The organism is Arsenicicoccus sp. UBA6765 (assembly GCF_002453335.1).
GTDB lineage: Bacteria > Actinomycetota > Actinomycetes > Actinomycetales > Dermatophilaceae > Arsenicicoccus > Arsenicicoccus bolidensis.
In genome coordinates this window covers 105,483-127,305 of sequence record NZ_DKGR01000063.1, presented here as the reverse complement: position 1 = coordinate 127,305, position 21,823 = coordinate 105,483, and the positions used below count along the sequence as shown (strand labels likewise).

Genomic DNA, 21,823 nt, shown 5'->3' with positions numbered 1-21,823 from the left:
TCGGGAGGCGACGCGAGGGGACCTCCGGCGCGGATTCGTTAAATCGTTCAAACGTTTCATCGCGGGTGACCGCACGGCGTGGACCTGCGACAAGATCGGGGGGTCCCGCTCCGGGCAGGTGCGGAGGTGATTAGATTCATAGGTGCGTGGCCCAGGCCGCGCAGCGATGACAACGGCGTCCTCGCACGACACCCTGACGTCCGCCATCACCGCAAGGAAGGCACCACATGCCCCATCCTGTCGATCCGACGACGACCGACGCCTGGCGCGAGCTCACCGACGCGCGCGACGACCTGGAGCCCGACCTGCGTGGCTGGTTCGCCGCCGACCCCGACCGGGCGCGCCGCCTGAGCCTGGACGCCGGTGACCTGCACGTCGACCTGTCCAAGAATCTCGTCGACGACCGGATCCTCGCCGAGCTGGTCCGCCTGGGCGAGCAGGTGGGGCTGATCGAGCGTCGCGACGCGATGTTCGGCGGCGAGCGCATCAACGTCACCGAGAAGCGTGCGGTCCTGCACACCGCTCTGCGGGCACCCGAGGGCACGGTCGTCGAGCTCGAGGGTCACGACGTGGTCCCGGACGTCCACGCCGAGCTGGCCAAGCTCTACGCCTTCGCCGACGAGGTGCGCTCGGGACGCTGGACCGGCGTGACGGGTCGCCGCATCAAGAACGTCGTCAACATCGGCATCGGTGGCTCGGACCTCGGCCCGGTCATGGCCTACGAGGCGCTGAAGCCGTTCGGGCAAGAGGGGCTGGAGCTGCGCTTCATCTCCAACATCGACCCCACCGACGTCCACGAGAAGACCGCATACCTCGACCCCGAGGAGACGCTGTTCATCGTCGCGTCCAAGACCTTCACGACGCTCGAGACCCTCACCAACGCCCGCCTCGCCAAGAAGTGGCTGCTGGACGGCTTGGCCGAGCGCGGCGCCATCCGCGAGGGCGACAGCGACCAGGCGCTCTCGGCGATCGCGCAGCACTTCGTCGCCGTGTCGACGGCGCTGGACAAGGTCAGCGAGTTCGGGATCGACCCGGCCAACGCCTTCGGGTTCTGGGACTGGGTGGGCGGTCGCTACTCCGTGGACTCCGCCATCGGCACCTCGCTCGCCGTGGCCATCGGGCCGGAGCGGTTCGCCGAGCTCCTCGCCGGCATGCACACGATGGACGAGCACTTCCGCACCACCCCGCTGGAGCGCAACGTCCCCGCGGTCATGGGCCTGCTCAACATCTGGAACTCCAACTTCCTCGGCGCCCACACGCACGCCGTGCTGCCCTACGCGCAGTACCTCCACCGCTTCCCGGCCTACCTCCAACAGCTCACCATGGAGTCCAACGGCAAGAGCGTGCGGTATGACGGCACGCCCGTCACGACCGAGACCGGCGAGATCTGGTGGGGCGAGCCCGGCACCAACGGCCAGCACGCGTTCTACCAGCTCATCCACCAGGGCACCCGCCTCGTGCCGGCGGACTTCATCGCGTTCGCCAACCCGTCGCACCCCCTCAAGGACGGCGCCCAGGACGTCCATGAGCTGTTCCTCGCCAACTTCCTCGCCCAGACCGCGGCGCTCGCCTTCGGCAAGACCGCCGAGGAGGTCCGCGCCGAGGGGACTGAGGAGGCGCTCGTCCCCGCCCGCGTGTTCGAGGGCAACCGGCCCACCACCTCGATCATGGCGCCCGCCCTCACCCCGTCCACCCTCGGCCAGCTGATCGCGCTCTACGAGCACATCACCTTCGTCGAGGGCGTCGTGTGGGGCATCGACTCGTTCGACCAGTGGGGCGTCGAGCTCGGCAAGAAGCTCGCCAAGGAGGTCGGCCCGGCCATCGAGGGCGACGCCGACGCCCTGGCCGCGCAGGACCCGTCCACGCAGGGGCTCATCGAGTACTACCGCGAGCACCGCACCAGCTGAGGGGCCACAGACCGAGGGGCACAGACTGAGGGGCACAGACCTGGCTCCGGCACCACGCCGCAGCCACGAGAAGCGGGCCGACCCGAGGGGGCGGCCCGCTTCTCGGCATACGACCTGGTCGCGCTCTAGTCTGGGCCTGCCCTCGTAGCCCAACGGCAGAGGCAGGCGACTTAAAATCGCTCGAGTGCGGGTTCGAGTCCCGTCGGGGGCACCCAACGCACAAGGCTCGAACCTTGGCCCGAGGAATCAAGGGCTGGGGTTCGGGCCTTGTCGGCGTTCTCTGCCCAGGTGAGCGCGTCGGCGTTGACCTCGGGGTCGAGCAGCATCTCGAAGGGCCGGTTGTTCTCGACGCGCAGTTCGTCGTCCTCCTCGATGTAGACCTTGGTGAAGAAGGCCTGGTTGCACAGGCGCCGGTTGGCGTCGTCGCAGCGGGCGTAGATGTCGGCGCAGTTCTCCAACAGGTTCAGGGCGTCGTCCAGGTGCGCGCGGGCGTCGGTGTACTCGCCGTGGTGGGCGTCGAGGCGGCGGTTCACCTGGTCGAGTTCTCCGGCGATGCGGTCTTGTTCCCGTTTGAGGACGGCGAGCGGGATCGCGTCGGCGTAGTGGGCCTGCATGAGCCGGTCTTGCTCGTGCTCCAGGCGGTCGCGGTTCGCGGTGAGCTGGGCGAGTTCGTCGGCTTCGGCGGACATCAGCCGGTCGAACTCGTGGTGCAGCATCCCGGCCAGAGCTTCGCGTCGGGCGGGGGTGAGTTGCACGCGCTGGTAGTAGTTCTCGATCAAGTGCTCGACGTCCTCGATGAGGATGGCCTGCCTCGTGCAGTCGGTCCGCTTGGAGTGCCGCCCTGAGCAGACGAAGTAGGGGTAGACGTTGCCGTGTCGGTTCTTCGCGTTTGACACGATGAGGCGGGACCCGCAGGCCCCGCAGTAGACGGTGCCTTTCAGGTAGTGGTCGTGCACCTGGGTTGCCTCGGATGCGCTCTTGTGCGCGGTGAGGACGGACTGCACCTGGTACCAGACCTCGGCCGGGACGAGCGGCTGGTGCGCACCCTTGTAGGCGACGCCGCGGTAGATCACGTCGCCCTTGTAGTACGGGTTCGTCAGCATTCGGTGTACCGAGGACACAGCGAGCGGTTTCGAGGGCCGCTTCGGGGTGGGAAGACTGACCAGCCCTCGCGACGTCAGCTCGTCGTGGATCTGGCTGACGGTCCAGTTCCCGGAGGCGTATGCCTTGTATGCCCACTCAATCAGCGGTGCCCGGTCGGGGTCGAGCTGCACCGTGCGAACTTCGCGGCCGAGCTCGTCGCGGGAACGGATGTTGAGGTAGCCGATCGGTGCCTTGCCGACCGTGCCGCCGGTGGCGGCTTTCTGCGTCATGCCCTTGATGACCTCGGTGGCGAGATTGCGGGAGTAGAACTCCGCGATCGTGGACATGATGCCGTGCAGCAGCATCCCGCTGGGGGTCTCGTCAATGTTCTCGGTCGCGGAGACGAGCATGACCCCGGCCTCCTGCAAGGCGAGGTGGATCGTTACGTCGTCGGCGCGGTTGCGGGCGAGCCGGTCGACCTTGTGGACGATGCAGTACGCGACACGGTTGCGCTTGACGTACTGGATCATCCGCATCAGCTCGGGCCGGTCGGCCTTGCGGGCGGACTCGCCCGCGTCGATGAACTCCTTCACGATGACCGCGCCGAGCTGTTCGGCCTTGCGGCGGTTGGCCTCGCGCTGGGCGGGAATGGAGAAGCCTTCATCGGTGCCGCCCTTCTCGGCTTGCTCCTTGGTGGAGACGCGCAGGTAGGACACCGCGAGTGCGGTGCCCTGGGGCGGTTCGATGAGACTGCGCACCGGGTCTGGAGTGCGCGCGGACGTGGTACTCATGGGGGCCTGCTCTCACGAAATCTCGGCCCTCGCGCTCGGGCTGAACGCCCGAGGGGTGCTGATCGTGAGAGGAAGCCCGAAAGCTCTAGGACTAGGCCGGAACGGCCACGTAAACGTTGCCCGCCGGAGCGGGGTTTGGGACCACAACACCACGTCGACGCGAGGCTTGCTTGTGCTCGATTCTACCCGGATGCCTGGTCGGCGACCATTGCCGGACGGTAGGTCTCCGGTATTGCGGCGGCGCGACGCTCGGCGCGCGATCGGCCGGTCTCCTGCAAGGTCAGCCGGATCAGAACCTCGGCGAGCTTGTGCAAGTCGGCGTCCTCGCGATGTACCGCGCGTACGGAGAATGAACGGTCCTCATAGCGGCGCCGGTCGGTCTTCTTGACGTAGGTGCCCATCAGTCGCGCAACTCCCCAGTGGCAGGGTCGAGGCCGGCGTAGAACTCGTCCTCGGCCTGCTTGCGGGCGGCGACGTCATCGAGGACGAACTGCACGAAGTCCTCGTCGCGGTTGGCGATGATCCGGTCCTCGACGGGCTCTGCCGGGTCCTCGCCGGGCCAGACGGTCTGCCGGGTGGGGCGGTCTCGGTCGAGGCGGGTGCCGCAGGCGGCGACCCAATCCCTGAGCCGCTGTCTGGCGTCGGCGAAGTCGCGGTGCCAGCCCAGCGGCGCGGAGGCGTTCTGCTCGCTGTCGTAGGCGGCCAGCCAGTGCAGGTGCAGGGCCGAGAGCTCCCAGACGAGCTCGGGGTGGCGGTGCCAGAACGGCGGCACCACCGATGCGGGCAGACCATATGTCGTGCGGAGCCAGTTGACCCACTTATTCAGCTCCAGCCACTCGGCCTCGGCTTCCTCGCTCGTCAGGAGGTTCCAGTTGATAGGGTGCGGCGGCTCGGGCAGCAACGACCCCTCGAACTCCTCGGGCGCCTCATCGAGGTCGGGCTCGTCACCCAGGTCCGGCGCGTCGCTGTCGTTCTCGTTCATCATGGTCACCGCCGGTCAGAGTCCGAGCGCCGGTGCGGCGTTGCGGGCCTCGCGGCGCGCCTCGGCATCGACGGACTGCCCCGCGGCTTCTCGCGTGACGGCGGGCTGGCGGCGGGTCCGCTTGACCTCGTAGCGGGTGCGGGCGAGGTCGTGGCCGAGCTTCTTCGCCACGAACTCCTCGGCTTTGACGACTTCGCCGTCCGGCGTGGTGTGGTCGTACTCGCGGACGTAGCCCTCTGCGACGAACTTGTCGCCCTTGGCGAGGCGGTCGTGCGCGCGTTCGGCGGTCTTCTTGAACGCGACGAGGTCGTGGAAGGTCGTCTCGGTCTGCGTGAACGACCCGTCCTCCTCACGGCGGTAGTGTTCCTGGCCGATCTTGACGTACAGGCGCGCGTCGCCGCGCTCGGTGTAGGTGAGCTGCGGGTCGGAGGCGATAAACCCGGAGAGGGATTCCTGCGTGTGGAGAGCCATCGGACTGTCCTCATTTCTGACATCGACGGGCGGCCCCACAGCCGGGGCCGCCCTTGTGTCAGGCAGGTGCGCCCGGCTCCTCCAGCGGACGGCGTTGCAGCAGCGCCTCGATGCCGGCCCGGTCGGCCCGCAGTTCCTTCGCATCCGGCCGGTCGAGCCAGGTCCGCATCCTCGTGACTATGGGCGGCGCGGAGCGCAGCAGCACGAGCGCAGTCCCGAACGGCAACGTCCTGATCGTGTCGGGCGGCATGATCGGGACGCGCCGGATGGAGCGTTGCGCGGAGCGGGAGCCGTGGTCTCCGACCGTGGTGGAGTCGGTCACCTCGTCGCGCTCGCCGATGAGCGTGGTCAGGTCGTGCAGGTCGCGGCTGTTGGAAGCGCCGCCGAGGATGATCTTGACGATGGAGGCGTCCCAGATCGCGCCGGCGGCGTTCTCCGACCATTTCTCCCGCGCCTGAGCGAGGCTTTGGAGTACGGGCATGGTCGTGATCCCGGTGCCGCCGCCTTCGGCCATGAGCGTGGGCAGTGACGGTAAGGGGGCGAGGTTGCCGACCTCATCGAGGGCGAGCAGCAAGGGCGGGTCGAGCCTCGCGCCGGGGCTTCCGGCGGCGATGCGGCGGGCGGCTTCCACGACGTCTTCCACGAACGCCGCCACCAACGCCGCGCTGTTGTTGGCGCCGGCGCCGGTCGCCAGCAGGTAGAGCGTTCCGCGGGCACGGAGAAAGGCTTCGGGGTCGAAGTTCTCGCCTTCGCGCGGCGACACGGCGTCGAGCACGCGCGGGTCCGCCAGGGCGGCGAGGGCGAGGGAGACGCCTTGCCAGATGGAGTCGCGGGTTCTCGGGTCGGAGTCGATCATCGCCTGTAGCGACTCCGCCCACCCGACAGCCGCTCGTGGGTTCGCTGTCAGGATCGCGACTGCGTCCGCGGCGGCGGATGGGTCGAGGGTCCACCGGAACAGTTCACCCGGTGGGCGACGGTCGAGGGCAGCGGCGTGGAGCAGGGCTTGGAGGGCGGTGCGGGTCTTGCCTTCCCAGAACCCGCCGCCTTCGACTCCGCCTGCGGACAGGCCGGTGCCGGCGGCGAGTCCGGTGGCGCGGATCATCGCGGTCAGCGGGTCCTCGCACCCGCGGATGGGTGACCATCTGAGGCCTGCGGGGATGCCTTCGGCGAGGTGCTGTGGGTCGAACACGGCGACCGGGCCGATGCGCTCGCGGGCGCGGAGAGTCGCGGTGAGGTTGTCCGGCCGGGTCGAGGTGGTGACGACTGCGCCGGGTGCGTCGAGGATGGTGTTGATGACGATGTGGGCGCCCTTCCCGGACCGGGGCGGGCCGATCAGCAGGATGCTGTCCTCCACCGATGCCCACACGCTCTTGCCGCGCGACTGGCCGATCCGGTAGCCGACGTCCTCCGGTGTCGGCTTGTGGAGCGAGGGTCGCAGGTGCCCGGCCCGGCGCAGCAGCGCGGTCTCGGAGGCGGCCTTGGTGACCTCGGTGCGGGTGGCGATACCGGGGATGCGGTAGGGGTCGTTCTTGACCTGTCGGCCGTGCTCGCGGAAGAACCGCCACCCCCAGCACCCTGCGCCAGCGGCGGCGAGGATGAGGACGGCGGCGGTGATCCAGTACGCCACGACGTTCAGACCGGGTGCGCCGAGCGCGGCCGCCGGGTCGCCGGGGTTGAGCAGCACGCCCAACCCGGCCTCGACTCCGCCGGCGGGTTGCCCGGTCCCGGTGATCCACGCGGCGACCGAGCCGGCGCCGCGGAGGATGGCGGCGAGGATCGCGGCGCCGATGAGGAGGCCGATGCCGAGGTTGCTCAGCTCGTCCCCGAGCGATCCCGTCGGCCTCGGGGTGGTCATTCGGGGTGCCCGATCGTGAGCGTCCCGGAGACGCGGCCGAGCAGGATCACCTCTCGGGTCGGGCTCACGGCGAGCTGGTCGGCGGTGAGCAGGCCGCGCATCGCGCCGTCCGGGGCGGCATCGCCGTGGGCGATGACGACGGCGATCGCCACGTCCTCGCCCGGCACGAACCCCTCGCCGTGGAGCGCCACGAGTTCGGGCGGAGCACTCGCGACCGGTGGCTCAGGTGCGGGGGCGGGTTTTGGTTCGGTGCGGCGGCGTCTGGTCGGAGTGATGATGTCGGTGAACGTGCTTCCGTCCGCTTCGCGCACCTCGACCCGCACCGGCGAGCGGCGCTGTTCGGTGAGCTGGTCGAGGACGGCGGCGAAGTCCTCTCGTCGCCACGGAGGCGCGAACGGCTCCGGCTCGAACGGCACGCCGTCGACGGTGACCGTCATGCGTCCGTCGTCGGTGATCGTGATGACCACGAGCGGGAGAACGACCGGCACAGCCTCGACCTCGTCACGGTGAACAGACGCGGGCATGATCGTGCGCTTATAGCGGGGCCGGGCCATCACGCCGCACCGCCCGCGGCGGGAACCGTCAGCGAGGCCGACGGTTCGTCATTCTCAACGGTGAACTTCCCGGTTTCTGCGATCATGCGGCTCGTGGTGTCGAAGGCGGCGAACTCGGCGGGGTGGAGTTGGTGCTGCACGACGAAGGAGCGGTCCTTGATGCGCCACAGCCCCTGCCCGGTCCCCAGGCCGGGAAGCAGCTTCTGCTCAGTGCCCGTGAGGCCGAGCGCTGTTGCGGTGGAGCCGAGCTGGTCGGCTTCCTGCCGGTAGACGATCCTGGTCTCCGCGTTCGCCAGCAGCGACGATGCGAGGGCGCGCATGGCGGAGCCCTGGTCGCCGACGTTGTCGAGGTCGGAGAGCTTGTGGAAGATCAGCATGTTCGCGATTCCGAAGTGCCGGGCGAGCCGCCACTGGGCGTCCATACGCCGCAGGAGGGACGGGTAGGCCATCAGGCGCCAGGCTTCGTCGTAGATCACCCAGCGTTGCCCGCCTGCCGGGTCGGACAGGGCCGACTCCATCCACGCCGACGAGCACGTCATCAGCACCGAGATCAAGGTGCTGTTCTCCGCGACCCGGGACAGGTCGAGGGACACCATTGGCAGGGACGGGTCGAACCTGACCGTGGACGGGCCGTCGAACAGTCCTTGGAGGTCGCCCGCGACGAGTCGGCGCAGGGCGTGGCCGACGAGCCGACCGTCTTCCGCGAGCCGTCCATCCGCGTCGTCGGCCGAGGTTGGGGTAAGGATGCGGTCGACGACCATCGGCAGGATCGGAACCTCCGCGCTCCGTACCGCGTCTTGGAGGGCGAGGTCGATCGCGGTGTGCTCCAACGGCGTCAGCGCCCGGTCCAGCACGGTCTCTGCGAGGGCGCCGATAAGGTCGCGGCGGCGGGAGGCGACCTGCATCGCCCACTCGCTGTCGGACACCGCGGATGGCCTATGGCCCTCATCGAGAGGGTTGAGGCGGTTGGAGAGGCCGTGGCCGAGGATGATTGCGCGTCCACCGACGGCTTCGGCGACGGCGGTGTGCTCGCCCTTCGGGTCGCCGGGGACGTAGACGCGTCGTCCGAACGGGAGCGAGCGCGTGTAGAGCGACTTTGCCAGGCTCGACTTGCCGGAGCCGACGATGCCGGCCAGGACGACGTTGGGGGCGGTGATGATCCCGCGCCGGTAGAGCACCCACGGGTCGTAGACGAACGACCCGCCGGAGTAGAGGTCCTGCCCGACGAAGATCCCCTCCGATCCGAGGCCGCCTTCGGCCAGGAACGGGTACTGCCCAGCCAACGTCGCACTCGTGTCCTGGTGCTTGGGGAGACGGAACCGGCCCGGCGTGCGCAACGCCGCAGGCCCCGGCTCGCCAGCGGCGGGCAGGTAGGTCGTCGCGCGCCGCTCGGCCTGCTCCGCCTCCCACAGGGCCTTCGCCTCGGCCTTCCGTGCCTTGCGGGCGGTGGTCTCGATTCGGGTCGCAGCCTGCCGGCGGTCCTTACGGGCCCGGCGTCGTTCGCCTTCGGGGCCGACGAGCACGGCCGTGTGCAGGCGGCCCTCGTCCTGCGCGGTCACAGCGCGAGCCCCCGGCCCTGCGCCGTGGCGGCACCGGGGCGTCGAGTGAACCAGTCGCCCGCGCCGCGCTCGCGGTTCGCCGCCTGGGTGTTCGCGCGTGCAGGCTGGTGTGCGACGCGCGCCGACGCCGCGGTCGACGCGGGCGCGGGAATCGGGGTGTCGATGCCGAGGAGTGCCGGGTCGGGCAGGGCGCCGTGCTCGCGCAGTAGCGAGACGTGGCCGAGGAACGGGTTGTAGGTGAGGGTGTAGACGTCTCGGGTCGCTACCTTGTCGAGGGCACCGGTCGGGGGCTCGTCGTAGACGTAGCCGTTCTCGAGCGCTGTCTGTACGGTCTCCTCGCCGTAGTCGAACCCGGCCAGGTGCTCGATCGCCGCGTCCGTGCCCTCCCGGTCGATGAGGTCCAGCACCTCGTAGGCCTCGGAGCCTTGGAGGAACACGACGCTGATCCACCGCACGCCCGCCGCCTCCCCAACGGTGGGCGCAGGGCCCTGCGGGCCGCGGTCGGCCAGCTCGGTCAGGGCGTCGGAGTTCTGCCGGGCGACGTCGGCGGTCCACTCATCGAACGGCCCCTCATACGCCGTGCCGTTGTCGGTGGCGTGTTGGTGCGCATCGCCTGCTGCGGTCAGGTAGGCGGCGAGGTCACGCAGCGCCCGCTCCGGTGAGACAGGCGCGCCGGCCCCGGTAAACAGATCCCGCCCTTGGATGCTCTGCCCGCTGTCCCGGTGCTCGATGAGGTAGGCGTAGCGCTGGTGCTGGCCCAGCGGCTCGTCCGGCCACACCGTCAGCGTGAGCGTCCCGGCCTGCACGCTCGTACGCCCCGCCCCCGCGTCTGCGGGGTCGGGTGCGGGGTGCCAGGCGATACGCCCGGAGTGCTGGGAGGCGGCGTCGAGCCGCCAGGCCACGGAGTCCAGGAGTGTGCCGGCCTGGTGCAGCTCGTCCGCGGCCGCGAGGGCCGAGGTCGCGCCGGTGGCCTGGTTCCCGGCGTCGTCGTGCGCGCGGGCACGGGGAGCGATATGGGCGGCGGCGAGCTGATCCAGTACCTGCCGCAGCGACCGGACTCCGGACAGCAGGTCACCGATCACTGGGTAGGTGTCGGCCGGGTCGGTGAACTGGCGGGTTGCGTGGGCCAGGCCCCGCAACGCGGCGGACGCCTCCGTGGCGTCCGCGACGGGGTTATCGAAGGTAGGCATGAGCGTTGTTCCTCACAGAAGCGTCGGATGGTTGGTGGGCAGGTGCGCCGGGTCAGACCGGCCGGCACAGCGGCAGCGCAGCGGCGGTGAAGGCCTGGGCTTGCTGGCCGACGAGGCGGCGGGTCTCGCAGGAGGCTTGGATCGCGGCCTGCTCGACCGCGGCGACCGCGGCGTCGAGCTCATCGACGGTCGGCGCGGAGACGGACACGAGGCCGGAGACGCGCAGGACGCCGTGCCCGGCGGTCAGGTCCGCCTCTTGCTGGAGGACGTCGTCCAGTTCGGCGCTGGTGGCGGCGTCTTCGATCTGCCCGATCTTGCGCCGCTGCGCCTGGTCGCTGATGAGTTCGGTCTTCTTCTTCCGCAGGTCCCGCGCGGCCTGATCGGCGCGCACCGGCGTGTAGTGCAGGGCGAGGGTGCGGAGGATGCCGTTGGACAGCACGAGCGGGGCAAGGAACCCTGGGTAGACCTGCGAGCGGGGCCACTCACTGATCCACAACACCGCATGGAACGCACTGTCCGACCGCAACCGATCCCACGTCTCGGTCACCGCTACCGGGCCCGCCGTCGCCAGATCCCGCCCGAGGTCGCCATGCCGTTCTAGCGCGGGAGCGGCGGCCGGGTCGTACGCCGAACGCAGGATGACGGCGACCTCGCCGGGCGTGAGCCACCCCGTCGAGGTGAGCTCCGCTGCGCGCAGCGCCGTCGTCAGCGTGGTCATCTCCTGCCGGAGCACCGCGGCGGCACCGCGCATCCCGCCACCGGAAGTCCTGATCTGCCGGCTCGCGGCCTTCATGTCCAGCGCCAGGCTGATCGTCGTGGCGTGGCGTTCCCCGGCGGGGCCGGCGCGCTCGATCAGCTCGGCGTAGGTGGTCGCGGCCCAGGACCCGTCGTCGGTGCCGTGCGTGCGCCACCACTCCGCCAACCCCGTTCCCGAGTCCGGCAGCGTCCGCTCCGACACCTGGATGCGGGCGATGCGCCCCGAACGGCAGGCCGCGGCGAGGACGCGCCCCCACCCGGAGACCCTGCGCTGCTGCTCACCGGGATCGAGGAGCACGAACGCCGGATGCGAGACGCCGAGGATCGCAGTCAGCGTCTGCGCGTGCGGGTCTTGGATCATCGCCGCCCCGGTCTCGGGGTCCTCCCATTCCCGCAACGGTGCCGCATCACCCGGAAGCGCGAGCGTCCCGGCAGGTCTCGGCTTGATGACGCGGCGCCGATAAATGAGCTGCCCCAGATACGTGCGGGCGATCCAGCGGGCCACGATGGGCACCCACTCGATCACCTTCCGCCCACCCGCGGGGATCACCGCGAGCAGTGCTGCGGTGGCCCATACCGGGGCGGTCCAGGCGAAGGCCAGGCCGCCGCCGAGGTAGAGCGAGAAGACGACTGTGAGCACGGCGATGCCGAGGACGATGAGTTGCGGCAGCGACAGGCCCAGCATGATCCCGCGCTTGGTGAGCCGGGAGAACTGCACCGCCGCCAACGGGTAGTCACTGTTCGCGTGCGTGTTCGTAGACATCGCAGGTCACCCCTTCCCGGTCGGCTTGGACGACGGCGGAGGTGGCGGGTCCGACCGGCGCCGAGGCGCGGGCGAGGACTCCGCCGAGCCGGTGGACGGCCCGGACGGCGGCGCCGAGGACGGAGCGGCCGGGGGCGGCGTCGACGGTGCGGGACGCTGCGGCGGGGTGCCTTGCGATGGTGGAACCAGCGGCGGGGATGCCTGCTCCGTGGCCGCGCCTGCCTGACTGTCGGCCGCTCCACCGACCGCATTGCCGGCCTTCGGGCCGGCGGTCGCCGCGCCCTTGACCACCGCACCGCCGACGACGACCGCAGCACCCACAGGGCCGGCGGCTGCACCAGCACCCGCAGCGCCCGCTGTCCCGGCCCCGGCACCAGCGGCGGTGCCAGCTCCCGCTCCTGCCCCTGTCGAGGAAGCGGCGGCTCCTGTGCCCGCTGTGCCGGCTCCCGCACTGGTGGGCGCCGCCGACGAGGAGGTAGGCGGCGGTGTTGGACTACCGCCTCCTCCGCCACCGTTCGAGGGTGCGCTGCCGGAGTCGGTGCTGCCGTCGAGTACCTTCTTGGCCGTGTCAGCCTTCGGCGCAGACGGCACTGGGACAGGCCGGTTCAGCGCCGACTTCGCCTCCTGCTCCGACGACATCGCGTGGTACATGTCGAACCCGACGAAGGACAGGAACTTGTACGTGATGTACGGGGCGAACGCCGCGATGAACATCAGCGCGACGCCGGCGATCGGGTCGGAGATGGATGCCAGGTCCGCCTCGATGGGGGCGGAGACCTGGCCGATGGCGACGAGGAAGATCACGACGAGGACGAGCTTGGAGAAGGTTAGGGCGATGACGAAGGTCGCCCATTTGGCGAACCATCCCTTGGTCGCATCCCATGTCGCCCCGGCCAGGGCGACCGGCCCGAACACGATGGCGACCAGCAGCAGGGCTTTGCGGATGAGCAGCGAGAACCACACGATCGCCGCCGCGCTGATAGCGAGTCCGGCGAGGAAGATCGTCAGGATCGCGCCGACACCGGGAGCGGTGATGTTGATGGTGGCCAGGCCTGCGGCGAGGAGCCCGATCTGGGTCCCCATCCCTTCCATCGTGTTGCCGGTGGCCTGGACGATCCCGACCGCGAGCTGGTCGGTCACTTCCAGCAGCAACGCGGTCAGCGTGATGACCAGGAACGATCCGAGCACGCTCTTGGCGAGACCGAGGGCGGCACGGTTGAGGGCGGTCGGGTCGCGGTGGATGAGCCCGGTGATGAGCTGCAAGCAGAAGAACACGAGCATGATGAAGACAGCGACGCCGAACAGGACGTTGTAGACGCCGATGTACTCGGCGCTGGTGACGTCCACGAGGGTCGTGGTGTCGAAGACCCACCAGACCGCCTCGAACAGCCACGCGGCGGCACCGGCCATCGCTTGGGCGAGCCAGTCGAACGGGGCGGCGATCAGGGAGGCGGTGCCTTCGCCCACGGCGTCGCAGACGGAGGAGATGACTGGGACATCGCAGACGCTCACCGCAGCCACCCCCGCGGCCGGGAGTCATGTCGGGTGGTCATCACACGGCCTGCCCGACGCCCCAGAAGAAGTTGATCAGCGTCACCGCGGCACCGCAGATGATCGCCGCCCCGCAGCTCACGAGAACGCCGACCTTGCCCCTGCTCGCGAGGTGCGGGTTGGAGGAGTTGGCGCCGAAGCCCCACACGATCGCGCTGACGATGAGCGCGAGGACGGAGAGGATGAGGCCGACGGTCATGACGGCGCCGACGATGATGCGCAGTTGCTCGATGCCGGGAAGACCGGATGAGTTGGGGTCGATGTCGATCACGGGGTGCTCCTGACTATTGACGAGAAGGGGTTCTCGTCCGTCAGGTGCACCCCGCGATCCCAGCGGCGGCGGAGGTAGTCAGAGTTGGGTGCCGACGTCCAGCAGGAAGTTGAGCCACGCGACGCCGGCCCCGGCGAGAGCGGCGGCGCCGACCGCGACGAACAGACCCGTGCGAGCCTTGGTCGCCGCCTGATAGTTGCCGCTGGATGACGCGATCGCCCAGATGATGGCGCAGACGATGAGCATGAGCACGGCGGTGACGAGCACGAACATGAGCAGCGCGCCAACGATGGCGCGGAGGTCGGCGGCGCCGCCGACGCCGCCGAAGTCGGGGAACACATCCATGGTCATCGTCCTTCTCGGACGGTGATGTGCAGGTGGTCGTAGTGCCCGCCTGTGATGTCCGAGGGGTCGTGCATGCCCCCGCCGTTGTAGGGCCGCCAGCCCTCGTCGGCGCGAGCGAGCGACCAGATCTTGCCTTGCCAGATGAGATACTCGACTCCGAGGGCGGCGGCGTTGGCCTGCAGCCAGTTCGTCATCGCCCACCCCGTGTCGAGGGCGGCGCCGGTCGCGGCCGTTCCGATGGTGTTCCCGAAGGTCACATCGCACGCTCTGCCGAGCGGGTGTTCCGACGAGGTGCCGGGTCGCGGTGACCAGCAGGCCCAGCCGGAGTCGGGAAACGCGGCCCGGGTCTGTGTGAGCAGGTGCTCCATGCGGGCAGTGATCTGGCCGCCGCTCGTCGGATCGTCCCGAAGCTCGTCAGGATCGGTACCTGTGTACGGTGTTGGCGCGGCGATGTTCGGCCCCGGAGCGCAACCTGCGTTTGGTGCCGTGCTCGCGCCGGATTCAGCGGCGCCGTGGTCGGTGAGCCAGGCGTCGGAGTTCACCGGGTCGGCGTCTGCGCCGCCGGGGTGGATTTGCAGGTGCAGGTGAGGGCCGGTGGAGTGTCCCGAGGAGCCGACGTCTCCGATGCGCTGCCCGGCGGTCACGGTGTCGCCTTCTGCGACATGGATGCCGTGCGCCCACATGTGCACGTACATCGACGCGACCCGCTCGCCCCGGACGGTGTGCTCGATGACGATGACCCCGCCTCCTGCGTCGGTGTATCCGGCTCGCACGACGATGCCGTCCGCGACGGCGTAGATGGGGGTGCCGTCGGGGGCGGCGAAGTCGCTGCCTGCGTGGAAGCGGCGTTCGCCGGTGATCGGGTCGTTACGCCATCCGAACGGGCTCGTCCGCGCCCAGGTCCCCTCCGGCAGCGGGAACACGATGCGCGTCGTCTCGGGCACGACGGGCGTCTCGTCCCCGCCATCGTTGCCGGAGGACACGGGACGGGTCAGGGCGGTGAGGATCGCTTCGGCGACCGGCTGGTAGTTCTGATACCGGTCCGGGTAGGCGCTGACCTCGACGGCTTGGGCTGCTTCGCCGGGGTCGAGCTGCTGCCAGCCGGCGATGTCGAGCAGGCCCCGCGGCGATGGGTAGTTCGGGCCCGTGGGGCCACCGTAGAAGGCTCTCGCCTGGTAGCTGGGGTCCATGAGCTCCGCGACTGTGCCCCACCCGCTGACCGGGCGCATCTGAAACAGCCCGAGCGAGTCGTGATCCGAACCCTCGCCGTCGTTGGGGTACTCCGCCGACTCGGGATAGGCGCTCGTGTTGGCGAGCATCCGCAGGGTCGACTCGGTCAGCGCAGCCATCAGCGCGATCAGCACCCCTTCACGTCCGACGCCGGCTGTCTGCCCGCCGACCGTGATGATCGTCGCGGCGTGGGTGAGCTGTTGCCGGTTCAGCGTGACCGTCTCCCCGTTGCGGGTCGTCGCGGTCAGCGAGTCCGGGATCGGGCCGACCGCCAACGAGCCGGGCGTGCAGACGGCGGCGGTCGCAGGTGTTCCGCCGAGCGTGGCGACGCCCAGCAGGATCGTGGACGGCCCCAGGAGCAGCAAGGTGAGGGCGAGGAGCGCGAGCTTCTTCATCACGGCCTCGGCTCAGCGGAGAGGGTTGTCGAGCTGTGAGAGCCGCAGCACCTCACACAACCCCGACCCGGTGCCGCGACCGGGATTGGGCGGGGTGCAGACGAGGAACACAGTGAAGGAGACCGGGCGGGATGCCTCGACGGGGTCGGTGCCCCAGATGCCTTCCCGGTGCCGTGTCCCCGAGATGGTGTACGCGACCGCACCATCAGGTATCTGACCGGGGGCTGCCTGCTCGACGGCGGTCTCCCACGCCTCCGGGACGAACACCTCGTCGAGGGTCAGCCACTGCCGAGTCGCGTAGGTGCGCAGCTGCGCCCACGCATCGTTCGTCGGGATGTAGGCGCGGACGTCACCGACGAAGGCGTCGGCCTCGCTGCCGTGCGCGGCATCCGCGAGCACCTGCGCATAGTCCGATGGCATGTGCCCGGTCGTGGTGTCCCAGGTGAACAGCGCCTCAGCGACCGCTTGGGCGAACGCTTCCGGCCCAAGGTGCTGGTCCAGCGGCTCCAGCTCTGCGACCGAGGTCGGGGCCGGTGTCACGGGCGCGGCGGTGGAAGGTCGTTCGTTCGGCGTCGAGGCCGACGGGGCGGCGGGGCCGCGGACGAGGCCGTAGATGCCGACTCCGACGAGCAAGAGCAGAGCGAGGCCGCCAGCGGTGGCGGCGATCAGCAGGCGACGACGGCGACGGTCATCAGACGTGGCGGGGTCCATGAGCACGGGTCCTTCCCGGACGGCAACAACGGATGCGTGGTTGCCAGGAAGGTGCGCACCACCGCACCCGCCCCGCGGTTCAGGCGATGTGCTCGGCCCTGTCTTGCCGTGCCGCGCGTGCGGCGTCGGTGAACGCGATGGTCCCGGCGATGGTCTCCTCGAACCGTGCCCACTGTTCAGCGGTGAGGGCTGGGCCGACGTCGGCGGGGTCGTAGTGGGTCCACCATTCGGCCATGTCGTCCCAGGTGGCCAGGAACGCGGTCAGCGGGAACGGCACCGGCTCCCCGGTGTTCACCGCCGTCAGCGCGGGCCGCGCTGGCTTCTTCTCCCCGGAGGCCTTGGCTGCTTTGACGCGGGCGAGCGCGGCCTTTGCCAGCTGCTCCAACTCCGCCGCCCTCGCCTCCTGCTCCGCCGCACGCACCGCATCCGCCTCGACCCGTGCTCGTTCGCGCACCTCGACGGACTGGGCGGGATCCGCGGCGAGCTGGTTGAGCTCCGCCAGCGACAGCTCGGCATTCACGCGCAGGTGCGAGGGATAGACGCTCCCACCTGCCTTGATCCGCTCGACCTCCTCTGCCGCACGCGCCCGTACCGGTTCCGGCTGCGACTCGTCCGCGGCCAGGTCCTCCAACCGGCCGATGCGCTCCAACGTCGTATAGGACGCGCGGCCAGTCACCATCCGCGCAGCCTGAGCGCGAGCCTTGCCTTGCTCGAACTGCGGTGGTGCCAAATTGGCACCACCGTCTTCTGCGTCGTCTGCGGTCGTCTGGAACCGGGTGGCCTCCTGGCGGCGGGCGGCGTCTTCGGCGAGCAGGGTCTTGAGTTCGCGGTAGAGGGCTGCGGCTTCGAGCTGGGTGAGCGGCTTGTGCAGGACGTTCTCGTCTTGTTCGGCGAGGAGTTGCCCGAGCCGGTCGGAGATCCCGGACCGTACCCAGACGTTGACGGTCTTGATGCCCAGGAGTTTCAGCGCCGCGAGGCGCCGCGCGCCGCAGATCAGGTGCCCGTCGAGGGTGATCGTGATGGGCTGCAAGAGCCCGTTGCGGCGGATCGACTCCACCAACGGGGCAAGGTCGCCGTGGTCTTGCCGGTGCCGGCGGCCGACGATGATGGAGTCGACCGCGCGCTCCAGCTCGATGTGGCCCGCCGGCACCGTGCTCATGACTCCTCGCCCCCTGCCAGGCGCGGGGCGGCGAGCCCGGCAGTGATCACGAGGTCGTCGTCGGTGAGGAGTGCGCGCAGGGGTTGGCCGATCAGGAGCCGCACGAGCAACCCGCGCCCAGCGTTCGTATGCGCGAGGGTCGGGTCGGGGGTGCCGAGCACGATCCGCAGCAGCGCCGTCCACGACGCACCCGGCAGGTCCAGGAGGGCGCGGGCCTGCCGGTCACGGCGCAGCACCTCGAACGCCGACGCCCGCGACGGCGACCCCGCCAACCTGGTGGTGATGTACTCGACCGCAGCCCGGGCTGTCGAGGGTTCCCAGCCGACCCACGAGAGGAACGCGATCGTGTCCTCGACGGCGGCGGTGACGTTCATCGCCCGCTCCCGCACCGGACGCTCATCGTCCGGGTCCTCGTCGGGGTCGAAGCAGAACGCGGGGTGGTAGTCGGGCAGGGGGTTCTCGCGGTCGCTGAATCGTTCGGCGTCGTGGAACACCGAATACTTCGGGCGACGGGCCTGATGCACGGAGCACAGCAGTCCGTTGCCGCGTTCCTCGGCGGTGCAGGTCACCTGCACCGCCCGCGTCACCACCGCCCACGGGTCATCCGCCCGCCGCGTCGCAGTTCCCCGCATCGCCTCGAACGCCGCCGAAGCCGCCTCCCACGGGTCGAGGCCGTGCTTGCGGGCGAGAGCGGCGTACTTGTTCGCGGCGTGCTCCATCAGCGCCGCCGCCTCCGGGTCACGCTGCCACGCCCCACGCCCCGCCTGATGGAGCCGATTCAGCAGGGCGCGCAGCGCCTCGGAGTCCTCGAAACGATTCCGCCTGTCACGGTCTGATGCAGTCTGCATGGGAGCACCTCCTGACAGGCAGGTGCGCACACGCTCCCCAGCAGGCGCGCTCAGACGTTGGCTGGGGGCGTGCATGGCGGTTACCCGAGCCCGATCCCGGAGCGCGACACCCATGAGAACCGCTCCCCGCCACCACGACCGAACGCGGTCACCGGCGGCAGCTTCCGTGCCCGCTCGCTCACGAACCGCGCACCCGACCGTGCCCCGTCACGGGTCGCCCGATACGCCTGACCAGGTACCCGGCGGGCGCGGCGGGCGAGCTCGGCCTGAAAATCGATACCCCGCCCCACTATCCGCGCCGAACGCGACGCCATCAGATCAGTCGGACGCACCCACTCCACACCAGCACGCGCTCTCGTCGCCGCGTCCTTCGCCGTCGAGTCTTTGGCCAGTGACGGGTCGCGGTGCCGGGCCAGCGCCGACGCCTCGCTTTCACGCGGCGTCTCCTCAGCACGGTCATGGTCTCGCTCGTGCAGCGCCGTAGCGGTGGGCTCGACGTACGTGTGCTGGTCGTCGTTCATGGCGTCTCCTGTTCGTCACGGGTGGTGAGTTCGGGGCGTGCGAACCAGCGGCCCACGGTGGAGGGGTGCACGCCGAGGTGCCGGGCGATCGCTTTGTTCGACCAGCCCTCCTCATCTCGCAACCGCCCCGCCACCTCCCGCGCGGGCGTCTGCTCCGACCCCGGTGTGGGAATAACGGCCTGCAGCTCGGACAGACCGCTCTCCGGCGTCGGCTCGTCCTCGTCGGCGAGATGTGGCTTGGCGGCCTCGGAGGCCGGTCGGGTGAGGATGACGGTGAGGTGCGTGATCGCAAGCAGCACCAGCGGCGGCACCGCCGCCACCGACGCCGCCAGCACCCCGGGCACATCGGCATCGGCGGCGACGACGGCATGGATCGCGTTCGCCGTCACCGACACCAGCGCACCCGCAGCGAGCAGCACCCACGGATACCAAGCCGACCGCTGCCGAGCGAGCGCGACGACGGCAACGGTTGCGACGACGATGATCCCGTCCACGATCAGCGGCCACGCCCACGCCTGCCCCGCATCGATCCCGGAGCGGCGGGCAAGGTCCGCCAGAGCGGTGAAGGAGAGCCAGAACGCACCTGCAGCGATGAACACCGTCCCGGCGACCGCCGTCGCCACCGCCACCCGGCCACCCCGCGACCGCACAGGTGCCGGCGCCTGCGGGTTCATGAGAGCACCTGCCCTGCAAGACGCGGCACGCGCCGCAGATCATCGTCCCGTACCACGCTGGATGGTGCGGGTTGGACGTGGGTGGCGCGGTAGGCGGAGCGGATCGTCGTGACGACCTCCCGCGGCGGCAACCCGACCCGCTCACCCGCCGGGGCGAGCGCATCGACCATCTCCGGCAGAGACAACCCCGCCTCCGCGAGGCGGCAGGAGGCCCAGAACAGGCCACGGTTGCGTTCGCCCTCCGCGCGCATGCCCACCCAGTCGGCCAGCCGCTTCGCGTCCTCCGAACGAACAGGGCCCCGCGCCCGATGCACGACGGGCTCGGGACGCGGATCGAGGAAGTCCCGCAGCGCCGCCGCATCCACCGGGCGCGGCTCCCGGTTACCGTGCGCGGTGAGCGAGTACCCGGCCGGGCCGTGGACGGTCATGACGGCGGAGGGAGGGACGATGACGTACCCGCCGGTGCCACGGAAGTCGACACGTGCCGCGGCCGCCTGCCACGACGGCTGCGACCGGCCGGGGTCGGCCGGGTAGTAGAAATGCGCACCACCGGACGGCGTGCGCACCACCGCCACCCACCCCTCCACGAGCCCCGCCCGGCGGGCACGACCGAAGGCGTCGAACCCGTTCCCGTCCGGCTTGCGGTCCACATCCACGACATCGACCCCAGACGCGGTGCCGGTGGGGACGCCGATGTTCGCGGACGGCCAGCGATGCCACCACGCCACAACCTGCGCCAGGTCAACGCTCGCCTCATGGAACCCATGCCGGGTGAGCGGACGCTTCTCGCCCGGCACGCACGGGAACACCGGCACCCCCGCCGCCGCGAGCCGCGCGGCGGCTTGCGGAAGCGGGAGCCCGCTGAGGGAGGCAAGGACGCTGGCGACGCTCATCACAGCCCCCTCACCACGGCATCCGCCGCACGCGAGGAACGCGCTGGCTCGACCAGTGCCGGAACTGTTCGCTCCGCCCCGGCCCCTCGCGACGGGGTGGCGGACTCACGGGTCAGGCCGGGTGGGTCGCCCGTGCCGACCTGGACGGTGTCGAGGGCATCGAGGATCGCCCCGGCGGTCTTGCGGACGCGTTCACCGGTGGCCTGCACGACCTCGGCCGGGTCCTTGTCCTTGACCGTACCCGCCCACCCGGAGATATACGGGATCGTGTAGGCGGTGGTGTCCATGCCGTGCGCGGCACCGATCATCAGCGCCACCGACTCCGCCTCGACTTCACCGATCCCGCGATGCCCGGTCGCATCCGGGTTGTCGGGGCCGTGGAGCTTCACATGTGCGAGTTCGTGCGCGAGTGTCTTCACCTGCGCGGCGTCGTCCATGTTCGACCGCACCGCCACCGTGCGGTTCGTGTAGTCCGTGACACCGTTCGCGCCACGAATCTCCCGCTCATCCGCGACGCGCGTCACCGTGAACCCTTCGGCCTCCACCAAGGAGGCAAGCCCTGCCCACAGCCCGTCGGGCGCCTCGCCTTCCAGGAGCGTCGGGGCAGGGCGCTCGGGCACGGGATCACCGCTGGTCTGCGACACATCCCAGACGTAGGCGGGCTTCGCGCCGACCATCCGGGAACGCACCACCTCGCCGGGCTTCGGCTTCTCGAACCGGCCCAGCCGCCGCCACGACTCAGAATCAGCCGGATTACTCGACGCGAACCGACCCGTCACCGGCGCGAAGATCACATACCCCGCCTGACCCCGCTCCACCTGCCGACCCAGCGACTGCCACTGCTTATAGCCCGCGACATAGGACGGCTCCGGCGACGCGACACGACCCTGCTCGTAAGCATCGAGATGCTGGGCGAGGATCAGCAGCGTGTTGCGGAACGAGCGCGCCCGGAACCGAGCAGCGAACTCCAGCGCACGCTTCCAATCCTCACCCGACACAAGCAGGTCGACCGCAGCCGTCAACCGCTCATGGAGCTGTTCGAGCTTCGCGTCGCGCGTAGCCCGTGCCTCCTCGTCCGTCGCCACCTGTGACCTCCTCCCGGCAAGGCCAACGGCACAAGCCGGTGACCCCTGCGACCATTAGGTGCGCCGGGGAGATCAGGAACGAGACGGACGGAACAGAGCGTGGCGACCGCCAGGCTCCACGATGAACCCGACGTGTCTCATCCGGTTTACCTGCGGTGCGGCGTAGAGTCGAAGTCCTTCAAGTGCTCAGGGTTCACACGACGAGAAGTACGCGACATACGGCGAGTCG

The 21,823-nt window shown here is 70.1% G+C and carries 21 protein-coding genes and 1 tRNA gene; 2 read left to right on the top strand and 20 right to left on the bottom strand.

What is annotated here, in order from left to right:
- Nucleotides 1–227: 227 nt before the first annotated feature.
- On the top strand, nucleotides 228–1,907 hold the full coding sequence (pgi, locus tag B4K29_RS17545) for a glucose-6-phosphate isomerase (RefSeq protein ID WP_286968378.1): 1,680 nt from the start codon (nucleotides 228–230) through the stop codon (nucleotides 1,905–1,907).
- A gap of 138 nt (nucleotides 1,908–2,045) precedes the next feature.
- Nucleotides 2,046–2,118: transfer RNA gene (locus B4K29_RS17540), tRNA-Leu, on the top strand.
- Here the strand turns inward: B4K29_RS17540 and B4K29_RS17535 are convergent.
- The 20 genes from B4K29_RS17535 to B4K29_RS17440 form a co-directional block, all read right to left on the bottom strand.
- Complete coding sequence (locus B4K29_RS17535) at nucleotides 2,078–3,781, bottom strand: recombinase family protein (RefSeq protein WP_286968419.1); 1,704 nt, start codon at nucleotides 3,779–3,781, stop codon at nucleotides 2,078–2,080. The genes B4K29_RS17540 and B4K29_RS17535 overlap by 41 nt on opposite strands.
- A 182-nt stretch (nucleotides 3,782–3,963) precedes the next feature.
- Complete coding sequence (locus B4K29_RS17530; RefSeq protein ID WP_144317201.1) at nucleotides 3,964–4,182, bottom strand: hypothetical protein; 219 nt, start codon at nucleotides 4,180–4,182, stop codon at nucleotides 3,964–3,966.
- Nucleotides 4,182–4,766 carry a hypothetical protein gene (locus B4K29_RS17525; RefSeq protein ID WP_211346259.1) on the bottom strand — a complete coding sequence of 195 codons (585 nt, stop codon included), beginning with the start codon at nucleotides 4,764–4,766 and terminating at the stop codon, nucleotides 4,182–4,184. Before B4K29_RS17525 ends, B4K29_RS17530 begins: the two co-directional genes overlap by 1 nt.
- Nucleotides 4,767–4,778: 12 nt before the next feature.
- On the bottom strand, nucleotides 4,779–5,234 hold the full coding sequence (locus B4K29_RS17520) for a single-stranded DNA-binding protein (RefSeq protein ID WP_259804123.1): 456 nt from the start codon (nucleotides 5,232–5,234) through the stop codon (nucleotides 4,779–4,781).
- Between the two features lie 58 nt (nucleotides 5,235–5,292).
- On the bottom strand, nucleotides 5,293–7,089 hold the full coding sequence (locus B4K29_RS17515; protein ID WP_144317199.1) for a type IV secretory system conjugative DNA transfer family protein: 1,797 nt from the start codon (nucleotides 7,087–7,089) through the stop codon (nucleotides 5,293–5,295).
- Nucleotides 7,086–7,613, bottom strand: a complete 528-nt coding sequence (locus B4K29_RS17510; protein WP_144317198.1) for a hypothetical protein — start codon at nucleotides 7,611–7,613, stop codon at nucleotides 7,086–7,088. Before B4K29_RS17510 ends, B4K29_RS17515 begins: the two co-directional genes overlap by 4 nt.
- A gap of 29 nt (nucleotides 7,614–7,642) precedes the next feature.
- Nucleotides 7,643–9,202 carry an ATP-binding protein gene (locus tag B4K29_RS17505; RefSeq protein ID WP_259804122.1) on the bottom strand — a complete coding sequence of 520 codons (1,560 nt, stop codon included), beginning with the start codon at nucleotides 9,200–9,202 and terminating at the stop codon, nucleotides 7,643–7,645.
- Nucleotides 9,199–10,392: a hypothetical protein gene (locus B4K29_RS18485; RefSeq protein WP_211346237.1), complete on the bottom strand. Its 1,194-nt coding sequence runs from the start codon at nucleotides 10,390–10,392 to the stop codon at nucleotides 9,199–9,201. Before B4K29_RS18485 ends, B4K29_RS17505 begins: the two co-directional genes overlap by 4 nt.
- Nucleotides 10,393–10,444: 52 nt before the next feature.
- The gene (locus B4K29_RS17495; RefSeq protein ID WP_144317196.1) at nucleotides 10,445–11,911 is read right to left on the bottom strand and encodes an SCO6880 family protein; all 1,467 of its coding nucleotides are present in this window, start codon (nucleotides 11,909–11,911) and stop codon (nucleotides 10,445–10,447) included.
- Between the two features lie 6 nt (nucleotides 11,912–11,917).
- Nucleotides 11,918–13,423 carry a conjugal transfer protein TrbL gene (locus tag B4K29_RS17490; protein ID WP_286968377.1) on the bottom strand — a complete coding sequence of 502 codons (1,506 nt, stop codon included), beginning with the start codon at nucleotides 13,421–13,423 and terminating at the stop codon, nucleotides 11,918–11,920.
- A 40-nt stretch (nucleotides 13,424–13,463) separates the two neighbouring features.
- The gene (locus B4K29_RS17485) at nucleotides 13,464–13,733 is read right to left on the bottom strand and encodes a DUF6112 family protein (protein WP_062764860.1); all 270 of its coding nucleotides are present in this window, start codon (nucleotides 13,731–13,733) and stop codon (nucleotides 13,464–13,466) included.
- Nucleotides 13,734–13,811: 78 nt separating this feature from the next.
- On the bottom strand, nucleotides 13,812–14,078 hold the full coding sequence (locus B4K29_RS17480) for a DUF6112 family protein (protein ID WP_144317194.1): 267 nt from the start codon (nucleotides 14,076–14,078) through the stop codon (nucleotides 13,812–13,814).
- Between the two features lie 2 nt (nucleotides 14,079–14,080).
- Nucleotides 14,081–15,703, bottom strand: coding sequence for a peptidoglycan DD-metalloendopeptidase family protein (locus B4K29_RS17475; RefSeq protein ID WP_211346236.1), 1,623 nt, complete (start codon nucleotides 15,701–15,703; stop codon nucleotides 14,081–14,083).
- A gap of 12 nt (nucleotides 15,704–15,715) precedes the next feature.
- Nucleotides 15,716–16,414, bottom strand: a complete 699-nt coding sequence (locus B4K29_RS17470) for a hypothetical protein (RefSeq protein WP_144317192.1) — start codon at nucleotides 16,412–16,414, stop codon at nucleotides 15,716–15,718.
- Between the two features lie 79 nt (nucleotides 16,415–16,493).
- Nucleotides 16,494–17,573: a ParB N-terminal domain-containing protein gene (locus B4K29_RS17465; RefSeq protein ID WP_144317191.1), complete on the bottom strand. Its 1,080-nt coding sequence runs from the start codon at nucleotides 17,571–17,573 to the stop codon at nucleotides 16,494–16,496.
- The gene (locus tag B4K29_RS17460) at nucleotides 17,570–18,421 is read right to left on the bottom strand and encodes a hypothetical protein (RefSeq protein ID WP_286968375.1); all 852 of its coding nucleotides are present in this window, start codon (nucleotides 18,419–18,421) and stop codon (nucleotides 17,570–17,572) included. Before B4K29_RS17460 ends, B4K29_RS17465 begins: the two co-directional genes overlap by 4 nt.
- A gap of 80 nt (nucleotides 18,422–18,501) precedes the next feature.
- Nucleotides 18,502–18,942 carry a hypothetical protein gene (locus B4K29_RS17455; protein ID WP_144317189.1) on the bottom strand — a complete coding sequence of 147 codons (441 nt, stop codon included), beginning with the start codon at nucleotides 18,940–18,942 and terminating at the stop codon, nucleotides 18,502–18,504.
- Nucleotides 18,939–19,616 (bottom strand): DUF2637 domain-containing protein, encoded by a 678-nt coding sequence (locus tag B4K29_RS17450; protein ID WP_186366106.1) that lies wholly within the window; start codon nucleotides 19,614–19,616, stop codon nucleotides 18,939–18,941. Before B4K29_RS17450 ends, B4K29_RS17455 begins: the two co-directional genes overlap by 4 nt.
- Nucleotides 19,613–20,509, bottom strand: a complete 897-nt coding sequence (locus B4K29_RS17445; protein WP_144317188.1) for a bifunctional DNA primase/polymerase — start codon at nucleotides 20,507–20,509, stop codon at nucleotides 19,613–19,615. The genes B4K29_RS17450 and B4K29_RS17445 overlap by 4 nt, the downstream gene beginning before the upstream one ends.
- On the bottom strand, nucleotides 20,509–21,594 hold the full coding sequence (locus B4K29_RS17440) for an ArdC-like ssDNA-binding domain-containing protein (protein ID WP_144317187.1): 1,086 nt from the start codon (nucleotides 21,592–21,594) through the stop codon (nucleotides 20,509–20,511). Before B4K29_RS17440 ends, B4K29_RS17445 begins: the two co-directional genes overlap by 1 nt.
- Between the last annotated feature and the right edge of the window lie 229 nt (nucleotides 21,595–21,823).

Bases quoted from the DNA above. Each gene is read 5' to 3' on its own strand.
- B4K29_RS17535 (WP_286968419.1), bottom strand. From the start codon at position 3,781: ATGAGTACCACGTCCGCGCGCACTCCAGACCCGGTGCGCAGTCTCATC.
- pgi (WP_286968378.1), top strand. From the start codon at position 228: ATGCCCCATCCTGTCGATCCGACGACGACCGACGCCTGGCGCGAGCTC.
- B4K29_RS17480 (WP_144317194.1), bottom strand. From the start codon at position 14,078: ATGGATGTGTTCCCCGACTTCGGCGGCGTCGGCGGCGCCGCCGACCTC.
- B4K29_RS17470 (WP_144317192.1), bottom strand. From the start codon at position 16,414: ATGGACCCCGCCACGTCTGATGACCGTCGCCGTCGTCGCCTGCTGATC.
- B4K29_RS17510 (WP_144317198.1), bottom strand. From the start codon at position 7,613: ATGCCCGCGTCTGTTCACCGTGACGAGGTCGAGGCTGTGCCGGTCGTT.
- B4K29_RS17525 (WP_211346259.1), bottom strand. From the start codon at position 4,766: ATGATGAACGAGAACGACAGCGACGCGCCGGACCTGGGTGACGAGCCC.
- B4K29_RS17515 (WP_144317199.1), bottom strand. From the start codon at position 7,089: ATGACCACCCCGAGGCCGACGGGATCGCTCGGGGACGAGCTGAGCAAC.
- B4K29_RS17445 (WP_144317188.1), bottom strand. From the start codon at position 20,509: ATGAGCGTCGCCAGCGTCCTTGCCTCCCTCAGCGGGCTCCCGCTTCCG.
- B4K29_RS17520 (WP_259804123.1), bottom strand. From the start codon at position 5,234: ATGGCTCTCCACACGCAGGAATCCCTCTCCGGGTTTATCGCCTCCGAC.
- B4K29_RS17495 (WP_144317196.1), bottom strand. From the start codon at position 11,911: ATGTCTACGAACACGCACGCGAACAGTGACTACCCGTTGGCGGCGGTG.
- B4K29_RS17530 (WP_144317201.1), bottom strand. From the start codon at position 4,182: ATGGGCACCTACGTCAAGAAGACCGACCGGCGCCGCTATGAGGACCGT.
- B4K29_RS17475 (WP_211346236.1), bottom strand. From the start codon at position 15,703: ATGAAGAAGCTCGCGCTCCTCGCCCTCACCTTGCTGCTCCTGGGGCCG.
- B4K29_RS17455 (WP_144317189.1), bottom strand. From the start codon at position 18,942: ATGAACGACGACCAGCACACGTACGTCGAGCCCACCGCTACGGCGCTG.
- B4K29_RS17450 (WP_186366106.1), bottom strand. From the start codon at position 19,616: ATGAACCCGCAGGCGCCGGCACCTGTGCGGTCGCGGGGTGGCCGGGTG.
- B4K29_RS17460 (WP_286968375.1), bottom strand. From the start codon at position 18,421: ATGCAGACTGCATCAGACCGTGACAGGCGGAATCGTTTCGAGGACTCC.
- B4K29_RS18485 (WP_211346237.1), bottom strand. From the start codon at position 10,392: ATGCCTACCTTCGATAACCCCGTCGCGGACGCCACGGAGGCGTCCGCC.
- B4K29_RS17465 (WP_144317191.1), bottom strand. From the start codon at position 17,573: ATGAGCACGGTGCCGGCGGGCCACATCGAGCTGGAGCGCGCGGTCGAC.